General features: G+C 51.2%; 11 protein-coding genes. 1 reads left to right on the top strand and 10 read right to left on the bottom strand.

Going from position 1 to position 15985, the window contains the following annotated elements; genetic code table 11:
* Positions 1-138: 138 nt before the first annotated feature.
* From I2D94_RS17155 to I2D94_RS17130, 6 genes are all read right to left on the bottom strand, one after another.
* A complete protein-coding gene (locus I2D94_RS17155; RefSeq protein ID WP_195397778.1) occupies positions 139-2358 on the bottom strand; it encodes a CehA/McbA family metallohydrolase in 2220 nt (739 codons plus the stop codon).
* 10 nt (positions 2359-2368) lie between these two features.
* Positions 2369-3277: an ABC transporter permease gene (locus I2D94_RS17150; RefSeq protein ID WP_072686130.1), complete on the bottom strand. Its 909-nt coding sequence runs from the start codon at positions 3275-3277 to the stop codon at positions 2369-2371.
* Entirely contained in the window at positions 3267-4340 is a 1074-nt protein-coding gene (locus I2D94_RS17145; protein WP_083538655.1) for an ABC transporter permease, read from the bottom strand. The genes I2D94_RS17150 and I2D94_RS17145 overlap by 11 nt, the downstream gene beginning before the upstream one ends.
* Positions 4324-5847 carry an ABC transporter ATP-binding protein gene (locus tag I2D94_RS17140; protein ID WP_195397777.1) on the bottom strand — a complete coding sequence of 508 codons (1524 nt, stop codon included), beginning with the start codon at positions 5845-5847 and terminating at the stop codon, positions 4324-4326. The genes I2D94_RS17145 and I2D94_RS17140 overlap by 17 nt, the downstream gene beginning before the upstream one ends.
* A gap of 43 nt (positions 5848-5890) precedes the next feature.
* Positions 5891-6979, bottom strand: coding sequence for a BMP family ABC transporter substrate-binding protein (locus I2D94_RS17135; RefSeq protein ID WP_229056942.1), 1089 nt, complete (start codon positions 6977-6979; stop codon positions 5891-5893).
* A gap of 344 nt (positions 6980-7323) precedes the next feature.
* Positions 7324-8202 carry a LysR family transcriptional regulator gene (locus tag I2D94_RS17130; protein WP_072685558.1) on the bottom strand — a complete coding sequence of 293 codons (879 nt, stop codon included), beginning with the start codon at positions 8200-8202 and terminating at the stop codon, positions 7324-7326.
* Between the two features lie 123 nt (positions 8203-8325).
* On the opposite strand from I2D94_RS17130, the gene I2D94_RS17125 reads away from it, so the two are divergent.
* The gene (locus I2D94_RS17125; RefSeq protein WP_072685556.1) at positions 8326-10650 is read left to right on the top strand and encodes an FAD-binding protein; all 2325 of its coding nucleotides are present in this window, start codon (positions 8326-8328) and stop codon (positions 10648-10650) included.
* Positions 10651-10737: 87 nt separating this feature from the next.
* On the opposite strand, the gene I2D94_RS17120 is transcribed toward I2D94_RS17125, so the two are convergent.
* From I2D94_RS17120 to I2D94_RS17105, 4 genes are all read right to left on the bottom strand, one after another.
* Entirely contained in the window at positions 10738-11394 is a 657-nt protein-coding gene (locus tag I2D94_RS17120) for a Crp/Fnr family transcriptional regulator (RefSeq protein ID WP_072685554.1), read from the bottom strand.
* 170 nt (positions 11395-11564) lie between these two features.
* The gene (locus tag I2D94_RS17115; RefSeq protein WP_072685552.1) at positions 11565-13832 is read right to left on the bottom strand and encodes a hypothetical protein; all 2268 of its coding nucleotides are present in this window, start codon (positions 13830-13832) and stop codon (positions 11565-11567) included.
* 201 nt (positions 13833-14033) lie between these two features.
* The gene (locus I2D94_RS17110) at positions 14034-14546 is read right to left on the bottom strand and encodes a nitroreductase family protein (protein WP_195397775.1); all 513 of its coding nucleotides are present in this window, start codon (positions 14544-14546) and stop codon (positions 14034-14036) included.
* Between the two features lie 51 nt (positions 14547-14597).
* On the bottom strand, positions 14598-15419 hold the full coding sequence (locus tag I2D94_RS17105; protein WP_195397774.1) for a Cof-type HAD-IIB family hydrolase: 822 nt from the start codon (positions 15417-15419) through the stop codon (positions 14598-14600).
* Between the last annotated feature and the right edge of the window lie 566 nt (positions 15420-15985).

The raw sequence follows: 15985 nt of genomic DNA, 5'->3' as shown, positions 1-15985 counted from the left end.
TGAGTCCCATTTCTGGAACTCATCTGCGTCTTTCTTGTTTCGGTTTTTCTCTCACCAACACTATTTTTGAAAGAGCCGTATTTTATCTGTGATCGCTCTAAATCCAGCTTGTTATTCAGCGTAAAACGAAACCGCAATTTAACCGCGGGTAACCCAGATCGGCGAACACCATGCGCAGTGATCGTCGATCTGCTCGACGCGCAGATAGTAGAAATCTTCTTCGCCGCGTTCGCTGTCTTCCAAGGTGAAGTCCACTGCCTGACCGCAGTTTTCCTTCTCAACGAGAACTTCGTTGTTCTTGATGATCTGCACTTTGCGAATCTCGTTGACCGCCAGCACGCTGACGTCCAGCTTCACCGCTTCCCCGGCCGGAATCATGATTTCTTCACCCATGTGGTGACTGCCGATCTTCAGCGAGGCCAGAATCCGGGCGCCGCTGGTGCCGTAAGTGAAGCGGTTGTAGATCGCGTTCCAGACGTTTTCACTGGTCAGCGTCGGAACGAAGGCGCCCAAGATTCCGCCTTCGACGCCATGCTCCATCTGGTGCGAGTCAGAACCTGCGATAAAGCCCAGGTGATAGCCACGAGCCAGCGCGTCCTGAGCGCAGTGGCGTTCAAATTTCATGATATTCTTCGTGTACTTCGACTGGTTTTCAAATTTCTCATAGTCGGCGTGGCGCGAGAAGATTTCAACGACGCGCTGGACTTCCGGATCATGGTAATCCCAGTCCGTCGCCGCGGATACCAGACCCCAGTTGGCTGCCGGATGATGCGGAATGCACTGGCCGCCGTCCTTCTTGATGCTCGCGAACAGCACCGTCGGGTTGTTGCCTTCCGGATCGGTGCTGCGGTACAGGCCGCCGGTGCTGGACGGGTAGTAGACGTTCTTGTGCCCGAAATCATGCTTGTATTCGTTGGACGTCCATTCATAGGCCAACAGCACGGCGAAGTTCTTTTCCCCATTGAACAGATTGCGCGTCGTGCGGTTCCATTCCCATTCGGAATCCGTCGCGATATCCGGATAATCGTCGTGGTCGGTCAGCGCGCAGAAATCCATGTTGGCGTCCTTGATCGCGTAGTGATAATATTGATCAATCTCGCCCAGCGCGTCGGACAGATTGGACTGGCCGTGGATATCGCCGAAGGTCAGCATCAGGTTCTCATAACCGTTCTTCTTCAGCCAGGCCGCGACTTCTTCCGCGCTGCGGCTGTCCAGCGCTTTTTCCGCCGGGATCGGCTGCACGAACTGATCGATCTTCTTTTCAATCTCTAAATCATAGAACTGCGGCAAAACGTCCAGCGCGACTTCGTTGTAGACGATCGACGCGTAACGGTGCATGTGGCCGTTTTTGTTGCCGAACTGCCAGATATAATGCAGAACATTGCTTTCATCCAGCGCAATATGCGGACGCACGGCGCACTGGCTGTCGTTGTAGGTGATGACGACCGGTTCCGACCAGACGCCTTCTAAATCACGCACGCGCACAATCGCGTTGTATTTGCCCCAGGTGTAGGTGACCACCGTATAGCCCTGAGCGTTCGCTGTGATGTCGATGTTGTTGTACCAGTTGCGGTTTTCCGTCAGTACCGCGTAATGGGACGTGACAACTTGGCCGTCTTTTACTTCCACGTCGATTACGTTGTTGCTGAAATAACAGTGCTTGCCGTTTTCATACCAGGCGATCGTGACCTTCTGGCCGACCCGGGTCATGACCGGATGCGTGCTGTAAATCGCCGTCTGATTCAGCTTGACTTCCTCGCTCCACTGCCCGTCGATCTTGGCGCGCACGACGACGTCATAGTTCACGCCGTTATACAGATCATAAGCGACAAAGCAATGACCTTTGCCGTCATGATCGAAGCATGGACGATACGTCTTCACCGCGGTGTTGACCTTTTCCAGCGTCACCGTTTCGCCCAGCGTGGCAACGATCGTATCGCTGAAGCCGACGCCCTGACGGTTGTATACGACGACCGGATGGATTCCGTCGCCTTTAACGGAAGGATAGAACAGTGCTTCGCCCTCGTCGATCACCTGGATCGCGCCGAACACGCCGTCCTGATATTCGCGGACGCACAGCTTCCACACGCCATTCTCAAATTCCGACCAGGCGGTGATCACGCGGTCGTTGAACGTGTGCATGCTTGGCCGCAGTGCCAGGCCGCTGCCGGAGATCTGAACTTCATTGTGCGGATGATGATCAATCATCTGCGCGAACTGGATAACCTCGGTGTGATCGAGATATTTTTCCCAGACCGCAAAGACTTCGTTCTTACTGTTGACCGTGACGTCCGGGTACTGGCAGCTGCTCTGCCAGATATCCGTGATTTCAACGGACGTACTCTTGAAATGTTCCATAGTTCCTCCTTTATTCGTCTTCATATTTACCAACACCGGCAGGCGGCTGAATGTTCTTGACGCCAAACGCCAGAACCAGCAGGGTGACGATGTACGGGATCATTTGGACCAGCTGCGACGGAATGCCGTAGCCCTGAACATAAATCTGAACCGCATCGCACAGCGCGAACAATGAACCGCACAACAGAACGTTCAGCGGATTGTAGCGCGACAGGATCGCGATCGCGATCGCGATGTAGCCGCGGCTGGCGGACATATCGCGCACGAACATATTCAGGCTGTCGATCGACAAATACGCCCCGGCCAGGCCGGCCAGCGCACCGCAGACCAACACGCCGATATACTTCATCCGCCGGACGGGAATGCCCATACTGCTGGCAGCCTTCGGATTTTCACCGACCATCCGCAAGCGCAGACCAAACGGCGTTTTAAATAAGATGAACCAGCTGGCGACACAGACGAGAATCGTGAAGATCAGCAGCACTGACTGGCGGCTGAAAATATCGCCGAGCACCGGCACGTCCTTTAAGAACGTCAGCTTGGTGTTGACGGAAGCGACGGCTTCGGAATTGCCCTTGTTGCCCCAGATAATCTGCATCAGCAGCGTGGACGCCGCCGTGGCTAACAGGTTCAGGCCGATACCGCTGATGACCTGATTGACCTTATAGCGGATGCACAGAAGGCCGTGGCACAATCCGAAGATCATGCCGCCCAAGATCCCGCACAACAGACCGATCCAGGCGTTGCCGGAATAGAACGAACCGACGGCAGCCGTAAACGCGCCGGTCAGAATCATACTTTCAAGGCCCAGCGCCATGATGCCGCTGCGCACGGAATACACGCCGCCCAGCGCCGCCAGAATCAGCGGAATGGACATGGAGAACATCGTGCTCAGAATGCCTGTGATATTATTCAGCATAGCTGCGTCCTCCCTTCTTTGGTTTGCGGTCCGCGCCGATCAAGGCCCGGATCAGAAGCGGCGCGGAAACAAAGATAACGACTAACGCCTGAATGACGCTGACAAACTCCGTCGGAATCTGGCTCATCATATTCAGATACATCGCACCGGTTTTTAAGGCGCCGAAAATGATGCCTGCCAAAATGATACCTAACGGTGAATCGCTGGCCAGCGCTGCGACGGAGATCCCGCTGAAGCCATATCCCGGTGAAAAACCGCTGATAAACCGCTTGCCGACGCTGGTCACATGCACCGCGCCGCACAGACCGGCCAACGCACCGCTGAACAGCATCGCTTTCATCATGACGCCGCCGACCTTGATGCCGGCCGTTTCCGCAGCCTTCATGTTCAAGCCGACCGCCCGGATTTCATAACCAAAGCGAGTCTTTTCCAATACAAACTTGACGATCAGAGCCGCGAGCACCGCGATCACAATCGCCCAGGTCAGCTGATAACCGGGAATCAGTTTGCCTAACAGCGCGCCGTCGACGATTTTCTCGGTCTGCGCGACCGCGCCCTCAGCTTTTAATGGATAATTGACTAAATAATCGCAGAAATTCACGATGATGAAATTGGTCATCGTCGTCGTAATGACTTCGTTGGAGCCAAAACGGACTTTCAGAAAGCCGATCAGCGCACCGGCCAGACCACCGCCGATCACACCGCTCAACAAGGCCAGTACAAGATGCAGAATGCCCGGCAGCGGCAGCGGCGTCATGCCGACTAAAGCGGCAACCATCGCACCGGTCACCATCTGCCCTTCGACGCCGAGGTTGATCAGCGTGGCTTTCTTGCCGACCATAAACGCCAGACCGGTAAAAATCAGCGGCGTCGCCTGGATCAGGGTGTTAGTGAAGGAACGCACAGACCCAAGCGAACCTTCAATGATCACGGAATAGGCGAAGATCGGATCATAACCGCACAGCAGCATGATCACGCAGCTGACCAGAATCGCCAGAACGAAGGACACCAGCGAGATCACGATCGGACTGGTTTTCATCAGCCGGTTAGACAGCTTGCTCATGGTGTTCCTCCTTTCCTCCGGTCATCAACAGGCCCAGCGACAGCTCGTCGGTATCCTCGGCCTGCTGAACGCTGACGATCCGGCCGTCGTAAATCACGGCGATCCGGTCGGACAGCGAGCGGACTTCGTCGAGATCCGCTGAAATTAACAAAATTGCTTTACCTTCATCGCGCAAGCGCAGCAGCTGATGATGGATATACTCCATCGCGCCGACATCGACTCCGCGGGTCGGCTGGGCGACGATCAGCACGTCCGGGTTCTGCTTGAACACCCGGGCGATGACCACCTTCTGCTGGTTTCCGCCGGAGAGCGAGGAAACAAATTCGCGCGCGTTCGGCGTTTTGATCATGTATTCGCCGACCGCTTCCTCGGCGTAGCTCTGGATAGCTTTTTTCTGAAGCAGTCCCTGTTTGAGAAACTGCGGTTCGTCATGATAGCCTAAAATCAGATTGTCCTCAATCGACATTTCCGCGACTAAACCGCGGCTCAGGCGGTCTTCCGGAATGTGTCCGATCTTATGCTTTAAGAAGGTATGGGCATCTCCATGGATCGCTTTCGTTCCCATCGTAATCGTCCCGGAATCGGCTTTGCGCAGACCGGTCAAAACTTCGATCAGTTCGGTCTGGCCGTTGCCTTCGATTCCGGCGACCCCCAGGATTTCGCCCTTGCGGATTGACAGCGAGATGCCTTTAAGCACCTGCACGCCGCGCTCGCTCAGCTTTAAATCCTGAATCTGGAAAAACTCCTCGCCCATGTTCGTATTTTCCCGGCGCACATTCAGTTCAACATCGCGGCCGACCATCATTTTTGCCAGATCGCTGGTCGTGACATGCTCAAGCGGCAATCCGGATTCAACCATCTTCCCATCGCGCAGAACGGAAATCCGGTCGGCAATCGCCAGTGTTTCCTTCAGCTTATGCGTGATGATAATGATCGACTTGTTATCCTTTTTCAGATTCCGCATGATGACGAACAGTTCTTCGACTTCCTGCGGCGTGAGCACGGCCGTCGGTTCGTCCAGGATTAGAATGTTGGCGCCGCGGTAGATCGCCTTGAGGATCTCGACGCGCTGCTGCTCGCCGACGGATAATTCCTGAACCTTCGCTTTGGCATTGATATTGAAGTGAAAGCGGTCGATCAGGGCTTGAATCTCCTGCTCGGCCTTCTTCTCGTCGATCAGCCAGCCTTTGCGCGGCTCGTGATTGACGATGATATTTTCAGTAACGCTCATGACCGGGGAAAGCATGAAGTGCTGATGCACCATGCCGATCCCCAGCCGGATCGCGTCTTTTGGGCTCTTGATCTTGACCGGCTTGCCGTCTACGCGGATTTCACCCTCATCCGGCATCGTCATACCGTAGAGGATTTTCATCAGCGTTGATTTGCCGGCTCCATTTTCTCCCAGCAGGGAATGAATCTCTCCCTGACCTAAAGAAAAGGAAACATGATCAACAGCTCGCACTAATGGATATTGCTTAACAATATCAATCATTTCTACACTGTTCATTGTTTCCTCCTTTTTCTTTTTACAAAATCAACTTGTTTTCAGCTTATTTTGTATACTGATTGGAAGATACCCAGCTGTCCAGTTCATCTTCTGTTTCGCAGATGACCAGCTCGCCGCTTTGAATCTTGGCTTTGATATCCGCAATCGCCGCCGCGATGTCTTCAGGAACTTCAACGTTGGAGAATTCATTGGAATAACCGACCGCTTCTTCCTTTAAGCCGCTGATCTTGACGCCTTCGGTCCATGTGCCTTCAACTAAAGCCTTGACTTCGTTGTAGACCATTTCGTTGACGTTGCGGATCGAGGTCGCCGGGATATAATCCGGTTCGATCGCATTCTGGTTTCCGCCGACGCCGAATGCATAGCGGTCAGCTTCTTTCGCAGCATTGAAGACACCCAGTCCGGAAGCTCCGGCAATGTGCTGGATGAAATCTGCGCCCTTGTTATACATCGACATTGCGATATTTTTACCTTTGTCAGAATCGTTGAAGCTGCCGACCGTCGCCGTCAGAACTTCACATTCCGGATTGACATATTTTACACCCGCTTCAAAACCAACGACGCCAGACCGCAGATTCGGATTGTCCATGCCCAGGATAACGCCGACAACGTTGTCCGCATTGGCTTTCGGCATTTCAGACAGCGTGCCTAAGCCGGCGTAAACGCCGCACAGGAATGTCTGTTCCTGCCACTTTGTGGAAACAGCGCTGACGTTCGGCAGTTCCAGAGACGAGTCGATGATCGAGAATTTCTGATCCGGATAATCCGCCTGCACCGCCGTCAGAGCATCGTTCTGATCGGTTGCCAGACCGATGATTAAATCATAGACGCCGGCATCCGCAAACTGGCGGTAACCTGCTTCAAAATCACTGGCTGATTCCGGTTCAACATACTGGAAATCAATTCCGAAATCTTCTTTGGCCTGAGACAAGCCATCATAGGACATGTCGTTGAAGTTCTTATCGCCCAGTCCCCCGGTGGACAGAACGATCGCCACTTTCACCTGCTTATTGCCGTTATTGGCTGTGCCTCCGTTGTTGTCTGTGCCGCCTTGTTTGCCGCCGTTGCCTGAGCAGGCTGCCAGCGATAAAGTCAGCAGTGCAGCGGTACAGAGAAGTCCTAACTTTTTCATCTTTTCCCTCCTGGTAAGCATAACGCTTACAAATACAGTAGTTTTATATCATGGAAAAGCCTACAAAAAAAGTGACAAATGTCACTTTTACTATATTTCATATGAATCTTCGCGTTTCTTCTGTAAGCGTTTTCTGCGCTTTGAGTTGATCCACTTCGATCGCGGCTTCGATCCCTGAAAGAACAGTCCGCAAAACCCTGTTTTTTACTTGTTTGAGAGTTTTAAAGATCAGTTTTATTCTTACACGGCAGCGTCTGAAATGCAACGTTGTTGCTTCGCTGATCCAGCGCGGCCTCCTGTATTTCCTGTTTATCCGCAAATTCACAGGGCTGCAGGGTCCGTCTTTAACCGCTGAAATTCTCTATGTAGTCGATCAGCCGCTGAATGGATGAGTTCACCGCCACATCATTGCGAAGCAGCACATGGAGCTGTACTTCTACATGCATATCCGCTAAGGGCAGCGCGACGATCCCCGGGTATTCCGTGTATTGCCAGCCAGCGTTAAAACTGACGGCAAGTCCGCTCTGAACTAATCTCATAATCAAATCCCGATCGGATGAATTCAGATAATAATCGGGAGCTTTCAGCCGGTTTTTACTGATTTCAGCATTGGTCTTCCCCGCCTGGCCGATGTCGTGACTCAGGCCGATCAAGGGATAAGGATTCAGGTCCGCGAGCCGGACTTCGTCCTGCCGCGTCAGCGGATGATCTTTCGCGGCAAGCAGAAACAGCTTGTTTTTCCTGGTATGCAAAGAATGGAAAACCGCTTCGTTGTAATTTCCCGTTGCGATCCAGACCGGGATCTCCTTTTGTTCCATGGCTTCCGCCAGCCGCTGCTTCGTAACCGAACGAACGCGAATCGCCAGATCCTGATTTTGAATGATGAAATTCGCCAGAAAATCTTTGCCAAAACCTTCCGAAAATCCGGATTGTAAGCCGATGACCAGTTCGTTTGTCCGTTTCTGCTTCAGTTTGTGGACTTCACTTAAAAAATCCTGATGAAATTGGATATAGTCTTCCGAACGTTCATACAAGGCTTCCGCGAATCGCGTCGGGACAGCGCCGGTACCCGTGACGTCAAACAGCTGCGCACCCAGCTCCTGTTCCATTTTCCGGATAATTTTCGTTAATCCTTGTCTTGATATATAGAGTGCTTCCGCGGCCTTATTCAGGCTTCCCTGCTCCACAATCGTCCGGAAATAATGTAATTGGATCACATCCATTATCCCACCCCTTTCGCTTATTGTAACACAGGAATGTAACTTTTGTTGCACCCAATGCAAACGAACGCTCCTCTCCACATCATCGCAGGCTATGATAAATTATTATCAAACGGAGGGAAAATAATGAAAAAGCAAGTTCTACGATTCAACATACTGCTTCTGATTGGCGCCTTGTTGCTTTCCGGCTGTTCGAAAACACCGGGCGGCGAAACCGGAACTCGATCGAGAACCGCGGCCGCTCAGGGATTCGGCGGCGAAGTTTCCGTCACACTGACCACTGAAAACGGCACGCTCGCCGACGTCGTGATCCAGGGAGACAAAGAAACTGAAGCGGTTGGCGGTCAGGCCATCCTGACTTTACAGAAAGCGATGAAAGAGAGTCAATCCATTGACGTGGAAGCCGTCAGCGGTGCGACCCTTACCAGCGAAGCCGTCCTCAGCGCAGCCCGTCAGGCGTGGAATACGTTAAACGGAGTCGAAACGGCAAAACCCGACGTCAAGATGAAAGCTGGAACCTATACGGCCTCGGCTCCGGGTTTCCGTTCCGCCTGGGATATCGAGGTCAGCGTTACCGTGGATGAAACACAGCTGCTTGCAGTCCAGGTCAATCCGGATTCCGCGGACACGGTCGGGATTTTCCAAAGCGCGGCCAATCTGCTTCCGCAGCGAATGGTTGAACATCAATCCGTTGCCGTCGAAGCAATCTGCGGCGCGACGGTTTCCAGCAACGCGATTAAAAGCGCCGCGAAAAAGGCCATCGTTCAGGCTTTGGAAGCGGCCGGCACCGACGCTGCGGCCATTTCCGCCTTTGAAACCATTCCGGATGAAGCGCCGGCGGCGGAGGAATTAACGACGGATATTCTGGTTGTCGGACTGGGGGCAGCCGGCACTACCGCCGCCTTGAGCGCTGCGGAAACCATGGCAGCGGAAAATCCTGAGAACGTCAGCGTACTGGCCATTGACAAGGCTGGCCGATATGGCGGAGCTTCCTCTTTGTGCTCAGGCGTCTTCGCGGTGAATCCGCCGGGTCTGGCGGACAAGTACAATGACGGAAAGGACTTCACTGACCGCGACGCGCTGTTAACGGACTGGCTGACGTATGTCGAAGGCGATGCAAAGCCGGAAATGATCGAATTACTGCTCGATCATTCCGGCGACACAATCGACTGGTTAGTTGAAGATTACGGGCTGGAACTGGAAAAACCGCAGACAGGGTTAACCGAAGGCGATTCCAATATCGTATTGTTCTCTTATGCGCCAAGCAAGGACGGCATGACCGTCAGACGGCAGCACAACATTCAGTTCTATGACAACTGTATGGCGGAATTCACGAAAATGGGCGGCAAAATCATGTTGGAAACGGAAGCTTATGATCTGATTGTGGAAAACGGCCAGGTTACCGGCGTGAAAGCGCGCAATACCGCCAACGGTCAGGAAATTCTGATTCACGCCAGGAAAGTCATTCTGGGAACCGGAGGCTTCTTATCCAATTCCGCGATGACCCAGAAATATTTATCGAACACGGTTTATCCGCTTTCCGGCAGCTGGGATATGGTCGGCATGAAGCAAAACGACGGTAAGATGATCGAATCCTCGATTGCGGAAGGCGCTGCGACCTACAATATCGGAATGTGCCCGGCTGTGCACATCATCGGTGCGGCTGGCTTTCTGAGCAATTTTGAATATCACACCTTGGAAGACAAACTGTGTATGCAGACGATGAAGCCGACAAAATGGACAGAAGGCGATCTGCCGCATTATCTGGGCGTCGCGCCGGATTCCCTGGCCGTCAACATGCAGGGTGAGCGCTTCACCAATGAAAAGCAGCTTGGCTTCAACGCCTGGGTTTCTGGCCCGAACTTCTATTCGCTTTACAGCGACACGCAGATCAGCGCCGTTGAGAAACGTGGTTTGCGCACGGCTCCGGCCTATATGACAACCGTCAATCTGGGCGCTAACGGCTGGGCTCCGGATGGTACGCCGATTCCAAACGCTCATGAAGTCATGGAGGCAGCGGTCACCGCCGGCTTTGCCTACAAAGCGGACACCGTGGAAGATTTGGCAGTTCAGTTGGGGATGGAGCCTGAAACCTTGAAACAGACCGTGGAAAAATACAATGCCGCCTGTGCCGCCGGCGTCGATGAGGAATTTGGCAAGAATGCCGAAAACCTGGATCCGTTAGCGGGGGAAGGACCCTTCTATGCAATCAAAATGGCCAATTATCCATACAGTACCTGCGCGGCGCTGGACGTTAACACAAACCTTGAGGTTCTGAAGACGGATGGTTCCGTGATGAGCGGCTTATACGCGGCCGGGCTGGATGCATCCGGCGTACTGTATTCTGAAAAGAAGCCTTACGTCACTTATGGCGGCGTCGATCAGGGCTTTGCCTTTACCTCCGGACGTCTGGCCGGCATTCACGCAGCCGCCTCGCTTATTGAAAAATAAGTAGTAACAGAATAAATTAAAACCTTCCCGCTTTGATTGTCTGAGATCCAATCTTCTCATTCAAATTCCCCTGCAGGAAGGTTTTTCTTATTCTTCGCGTTTCTTTTGTAACTTTTTCCGCTGTTCAAGCGTGATCGTCAGCGTGTTGCCTTCCTTACCGATCAGACCTTCGTTCTTGAACTGGCTCAGAAGCCGGTAAACCGTCCGGCGGGAACAGCCCATAAAGGCCGCCAGTTCTTCCCGCTTGATCTTGATCCGGATCACGTCGCCGCTGGGTTTCAGCGCGTCGCACAGCCGCAGCAGATAGTCGATCAGCTTAATGTTCATCGAATTGGTCGGATAGCGGGATTCATTGATCGCTGAATCATAAAATTGATTCGCCCAGTAACAGATCAGATATTCTTTAAACGGGCTGCAATCGGACAGCAGGATGAACAAATCTTCCCTGGTGATGCGGTAGCCGCGGCAGCGCTCATCGACTTTCAACGAACAGCAGTAACGGTGATGATCAGAATAAATTTCCATCAGACCGACAAAGCGGGCTTCATAATTGGTGACATAGGTGTAGGCGATCCCGCGCGTGTTTATGCTCTGGACGTCGAGTACCCCTTCGGTAAAGATGTAGCCGCAGGTCACCGGCGCGCCTTTTTCGATGATTGTCTCGCCCGGTTCAAAGGTGACCGGAACCAGCCGCATCCGCACCCGCTCGGGAATGGCTTCCAACACCTTTTCAAAACTAAGCATCGCGATCACCTCTTTTCGCTCTCTGGTAAAGATTATAGCGTATTTTAGCTGAGCTGAAAATATTTTCCTTGCGAAAGCTTCCGCTTTCCAAGATGAGCCAGCACGCACGATCCCTGATTTTTTATTCTTTTAACTCAAAACTTCGAAGAATGTATCTCATTCTTTTCTGCCTACTCATAAATATTAAAGCTTTCCTCGTTCACTTTCCGCAATTCCCCGGAATCCAAATCAAAAAGATAGGTAATCCACGATTCCTGCGGATATTTTATCGACTCTTCCTGCGCCCGTAACCAAAGTTTCCGCGAAGCAGGAAGATAAGCCATCTGAATGGAGGAGCTGTCCAGCTGCAATAGTTCTTCCTTTTCCTCGCCGCTGCGGTAATAGATTGTCGAATATTCCCGATATGTCGCTGAATTCATATCCTGAAACGGCTGGCTCCAATCCCATTGCGAATATTCCGCGGTGAACGCGCCGTTTTCCGTTAAAACAAAATCTCCTCCTAACGGCAGATCCTTCGCGATCAACTCCGCATGACTTCCATCAAATTCATAGATATCAAAATTATCGCCAACCATATCCTCAGCCTGCCACAATCCCAGTACAAATTGAGAGTCGGCAATCGGAAAAAGCATAAAGCTTTGTTCATTCCAGGTATTCAGCTGATCCGGCCTTGCCCGCAGCCGCAGTGTCTGATCATCAAGAGAATATTGATACAAATCACTTTCGTTAGGGGAACCTGCGGTCAGCCACAGGCAATTCTCCTTTTCATCATAAGCCAGACTGCTTACGTAAAAGCTATAATATCCCTCCGGATTCAACAGCGTGCTGTCAAACAATTTTTCTTTCTTTTGCGTAACCAGATTGAGCCGTCCGTATTCTTCCGGTGCGCTCCAGTCGGACCTTTGCACGAGAATCATCTGATCCTGATTTACGGTATAGTTGCTGACATCGTTCAGTTCCGCCGTCACTTCAAAGGTGGCGGAATTCAAAACCAGCGTTGTTGATGTCAGGAATTCTTCTTTCCGCCAGGATATATCCATAAACAACCGTCCGCCGTTGTGCTGCAGCTGGACGATTCTTCCTTCCGGATAACGTGACCGCGATAAAACATAGCGGTCTTCAATCAAACCTGTTTCCGGATTCAGCTGCTGGAGCTGTTTTCCATTGGCGCTGATCATGATCGCTTTCCCATCCACTTCCAAAGCATATCCAAGACAAGTTAACGATGCGCCGGGATCCTTGGATGAGCCCCGGGCCTCCCGCACTTCGCTGGCAAACGTAACCGGCTGGCCGATCCCCTCCATCGCCGCGTCTTCCCGACTTTGATAGTATTCGTTTTTAGCCTCAACGACGGTGAACATTTTACCGGTTTGCGGCTGGACAAGAAAAACATGATTTACGCCGTCGCCGGAATATCCCTGAATTTTTAACCAACCGCCCACTGGCGTGCAGCGTAGTTCTTCCAGACATTTCAGCGCAGCGACACTTTCCCTATCATAACCATTCTGACGGATGATCTGGCATTGCCGCGGTTCATCAAAATTACCGATTTCACGATTGGTGACGATCGTGTAAAACCCCTTCTGCGATAACGCCGGACGGGGGCGGAGGAGCGTTCCTTCATTTGTACTCTGGATCAGCTCCGCGTTTTTGCCATCATGATCCGTTGAGAAGTAATAGTTTTTCATTGATCCGTAGATTTGAAAATAGAGTTTTTCTTCATCCGCACCGATCAAATAGGCGACGGAATAATATTCACCCCACTCTCCCGGCTCCACTACAAAGGAACTTGATGTTTTATCTCCCCGGTCAATTTTAAAGTAAGTCCGCGTAGACTTCTCAATAGAATAATCCGCAGAGACAATTACGGTATGTTCAAGAATAGCTTCTACCGACATCCTGTCCGCGTCTTGTACTTCCGCGCTGAGATCGGTGATCATTTCCGCCGAATCCTCATCCACAGACTGATGCCACAGCTGATTCTCCTGAATCCAATATAGATCCTGCCCCTGCATCTGTCCTGATTCAGTCGCAATGATCTTTTTTTCCAACCGCATCTCTTTCAGATTCCAGAGATTTACGGTCATTGGATTTTTCCCATAACTGCCGGCAGTCTCTTCTTCGTTTTGTGTCCAAATGGCCAGCCGGCGGGCGTCTGGCGAAGTGATCCGCCGGATCTTCCCTGACGGCATCTGAGCGTCTTCAAAGAAATCCCATTGCCTCAGCGACTGATCTGAAAAATTCCAGATCATAATCTGGTTCTGATCAAAGTCCGGCATGTAATAATTTTCCCCGACGATGACCGCCTGCGTATCCACCTGACTCAGCCATTTTTCATTCGAACCTTTCGCCGGATCGGCGTGACAACCAGTCAAGCTCATGAAGCCGGCAAGCAAACAAAAGCCAAAGACAAACCTTCGTAATTCTCTGAATTTCATACATATTCTCCCACTTCAATTTTATAAATCCTATCCATTGCTTTTCTTGATTGTATTATAGCATGACGTCAGGTTTACAACAATAGACCCATAAAAAAGATCAACTTTTATCCCAAAGATAAAAAAACATCCAAAGAAATGCTTTGAATGTCTTCTAACAAAATGAATGCGGCGAAAATGAAAGCAAGCGGACACAATCCGTCAGAGATACCGCACTGTCTGATCCAGCGGCTTGCGCTGCTCATGTTGGCGGGATGGCCGGCAGTCGGCGCCGGGATAGCCAAAGGGAAGCAGGCAATACGGCTCAACGCTTTCCGGCAGGGCCAGCGTCTGCTTTACCTTTTCCGTGTCGAACCAACAAACCCAGGTGCTGCCAATTCCCAGCTCCTGCATCTGCAGCATCATGTGTGCGGCAACGATTGACGCGTCCATTTCCGCTGAACTGCGGCCGTTGAACGGATTAACCCAGGCTTCGCTCTGATCCGCGCAAATGATCAGTACCTGCGGTGCGTCAAAGGTCATTGCCGTGATCGCTCTGAGCTTCGCTAACAGGACTTCGCTGCGGACGACGTAAATCCGCTGCGGCTGCAGGTTTTTCGCGGTTGGCGCTAACCGGCCTGTTTCCAAAATTTGATCTAAGACGGCCTGCTCAACCGGCCGGCTGTCGAAACGGCGGACGGAATACCGCTGGGCCGCTAATTGTGAAAACTTCATCCTCATTCCTCCCTTTTTTCCTTTTTTATTATTCCGTCAGGAAAACCAATCTTAAAGCAACGATTCCAACAGCTTGGCAACACCTTCCTGAGCGTTGGTGTCCGCGATCAGATCCGCCTGGGCTTTCAACGCGGAAGACGCGTTGCCCATTGCCGCTTTGATGCCGCAGACATTAAACATTTCAATATCATTCAGACTGTCACCGACACCGAGCACCTGTTCCAACGGAATTCCCAGCTGAGCCGCTGCCGCCCGGATCGCCGTGCCTTTATCATTTTGATTTGAAGTAATCTCCAAATTGGTTTTCGCGTAACTGTAAACTTTAATATCCGGGATCGGCGCAAGCAGACGGTTAAGCTTTTTAATCTTAAATCCGCCCAGCGCGATGATTTTATATACCGGCTCTTTCGACCTCTGGATCTGCCGCAGCGGCTGCGTCCAGGAACAGACTACAATTTGTTCCCCAGGCGGATTATGCCGCGTAACCTTCTGATAATCGGGACGAATTAAATTCAGCGAATTCCCATAGACATGATGAAACGTTTTCGCCTGCATCCACACATGCTCACGCTGAAGCAGCCGCAGAATCTCCAAGGCCGTTTCCTGTGAAATCGGGGTTCCCTGCGCCACGCCTTGAATGCTGCGGTAATTGCCGACATAACCGATCGCATCTACGCGCGGATCGATTGACGCCGCCACCCCTTTTGCGAACAAATAGGGTCGCCCGGTCACCAGCACGACTTCCATCCCCGAATCCAGACATCCCTTAATGGCTTTCCGGCTGCGCTCACTGATCTCTTTGCGGGGCGTAAACAGTGTGCCATCTAAGTCCAGACAGATCATCCGGACTGAACCTCTCGCTAAATGTACCATGGATTTCCTCCTGAAATTTATCCTCATTATACCGTATTTTCAATGAGTTCGAATAGCGTCCTTTTTGAATCATCAAAAGGGACAGGCTTAATTGAAGAAACAACGAAAGATAAACGAAGATTGGATGACCAGCGATTAAGCAAAGTATTAAGCGCTAATCCACATTCAGATTGCATGAATTTCTTTTTCTTGTTGATCAACATTTCCTTTTTTACCCAGAGCGTGTTTAAAAGTTAAATTCATATTTTTTCTTCGTTAAACTCACTTTGGAATAGATATCGGACTTTTATCTTAAGTTTATTTGACAGACATTTCATGAAAGAAATTGTAACATCGCCAATGATATAAAAAGTTCTTGAAATAACTCAAGAATGGCATATACTATAAGTGTAGGGACGCTTGAGAAAGCGATACCCGTCAGACACTATCTCTTATTTGAGAAGTGGTGGACAGATAAGTGCCGGTTACTTTTGGTGGAGTTTGCGGCACTTTTTCGTATTATAGAAGTAGGAATAAAGTATCCTACTCGAAATAGAATTAGATTAGATGAGTATAAAATATTGAAA

The organism is Holdemania sp. 1001302B_160321_E10, assembly GCF_015552275.1.
In the GTDB taxonomy this organism is placed as follows: domain Bacteria; phylum Bacillota_I; class Bacilli_A; order Erysipelotrichales; family Erysipelotrichaceae; genus Holdemania.
Note: the sequence above shows the minus strand (reverse complement) of the source record. Positions and strands in the feature narration are given on the sequence as shown.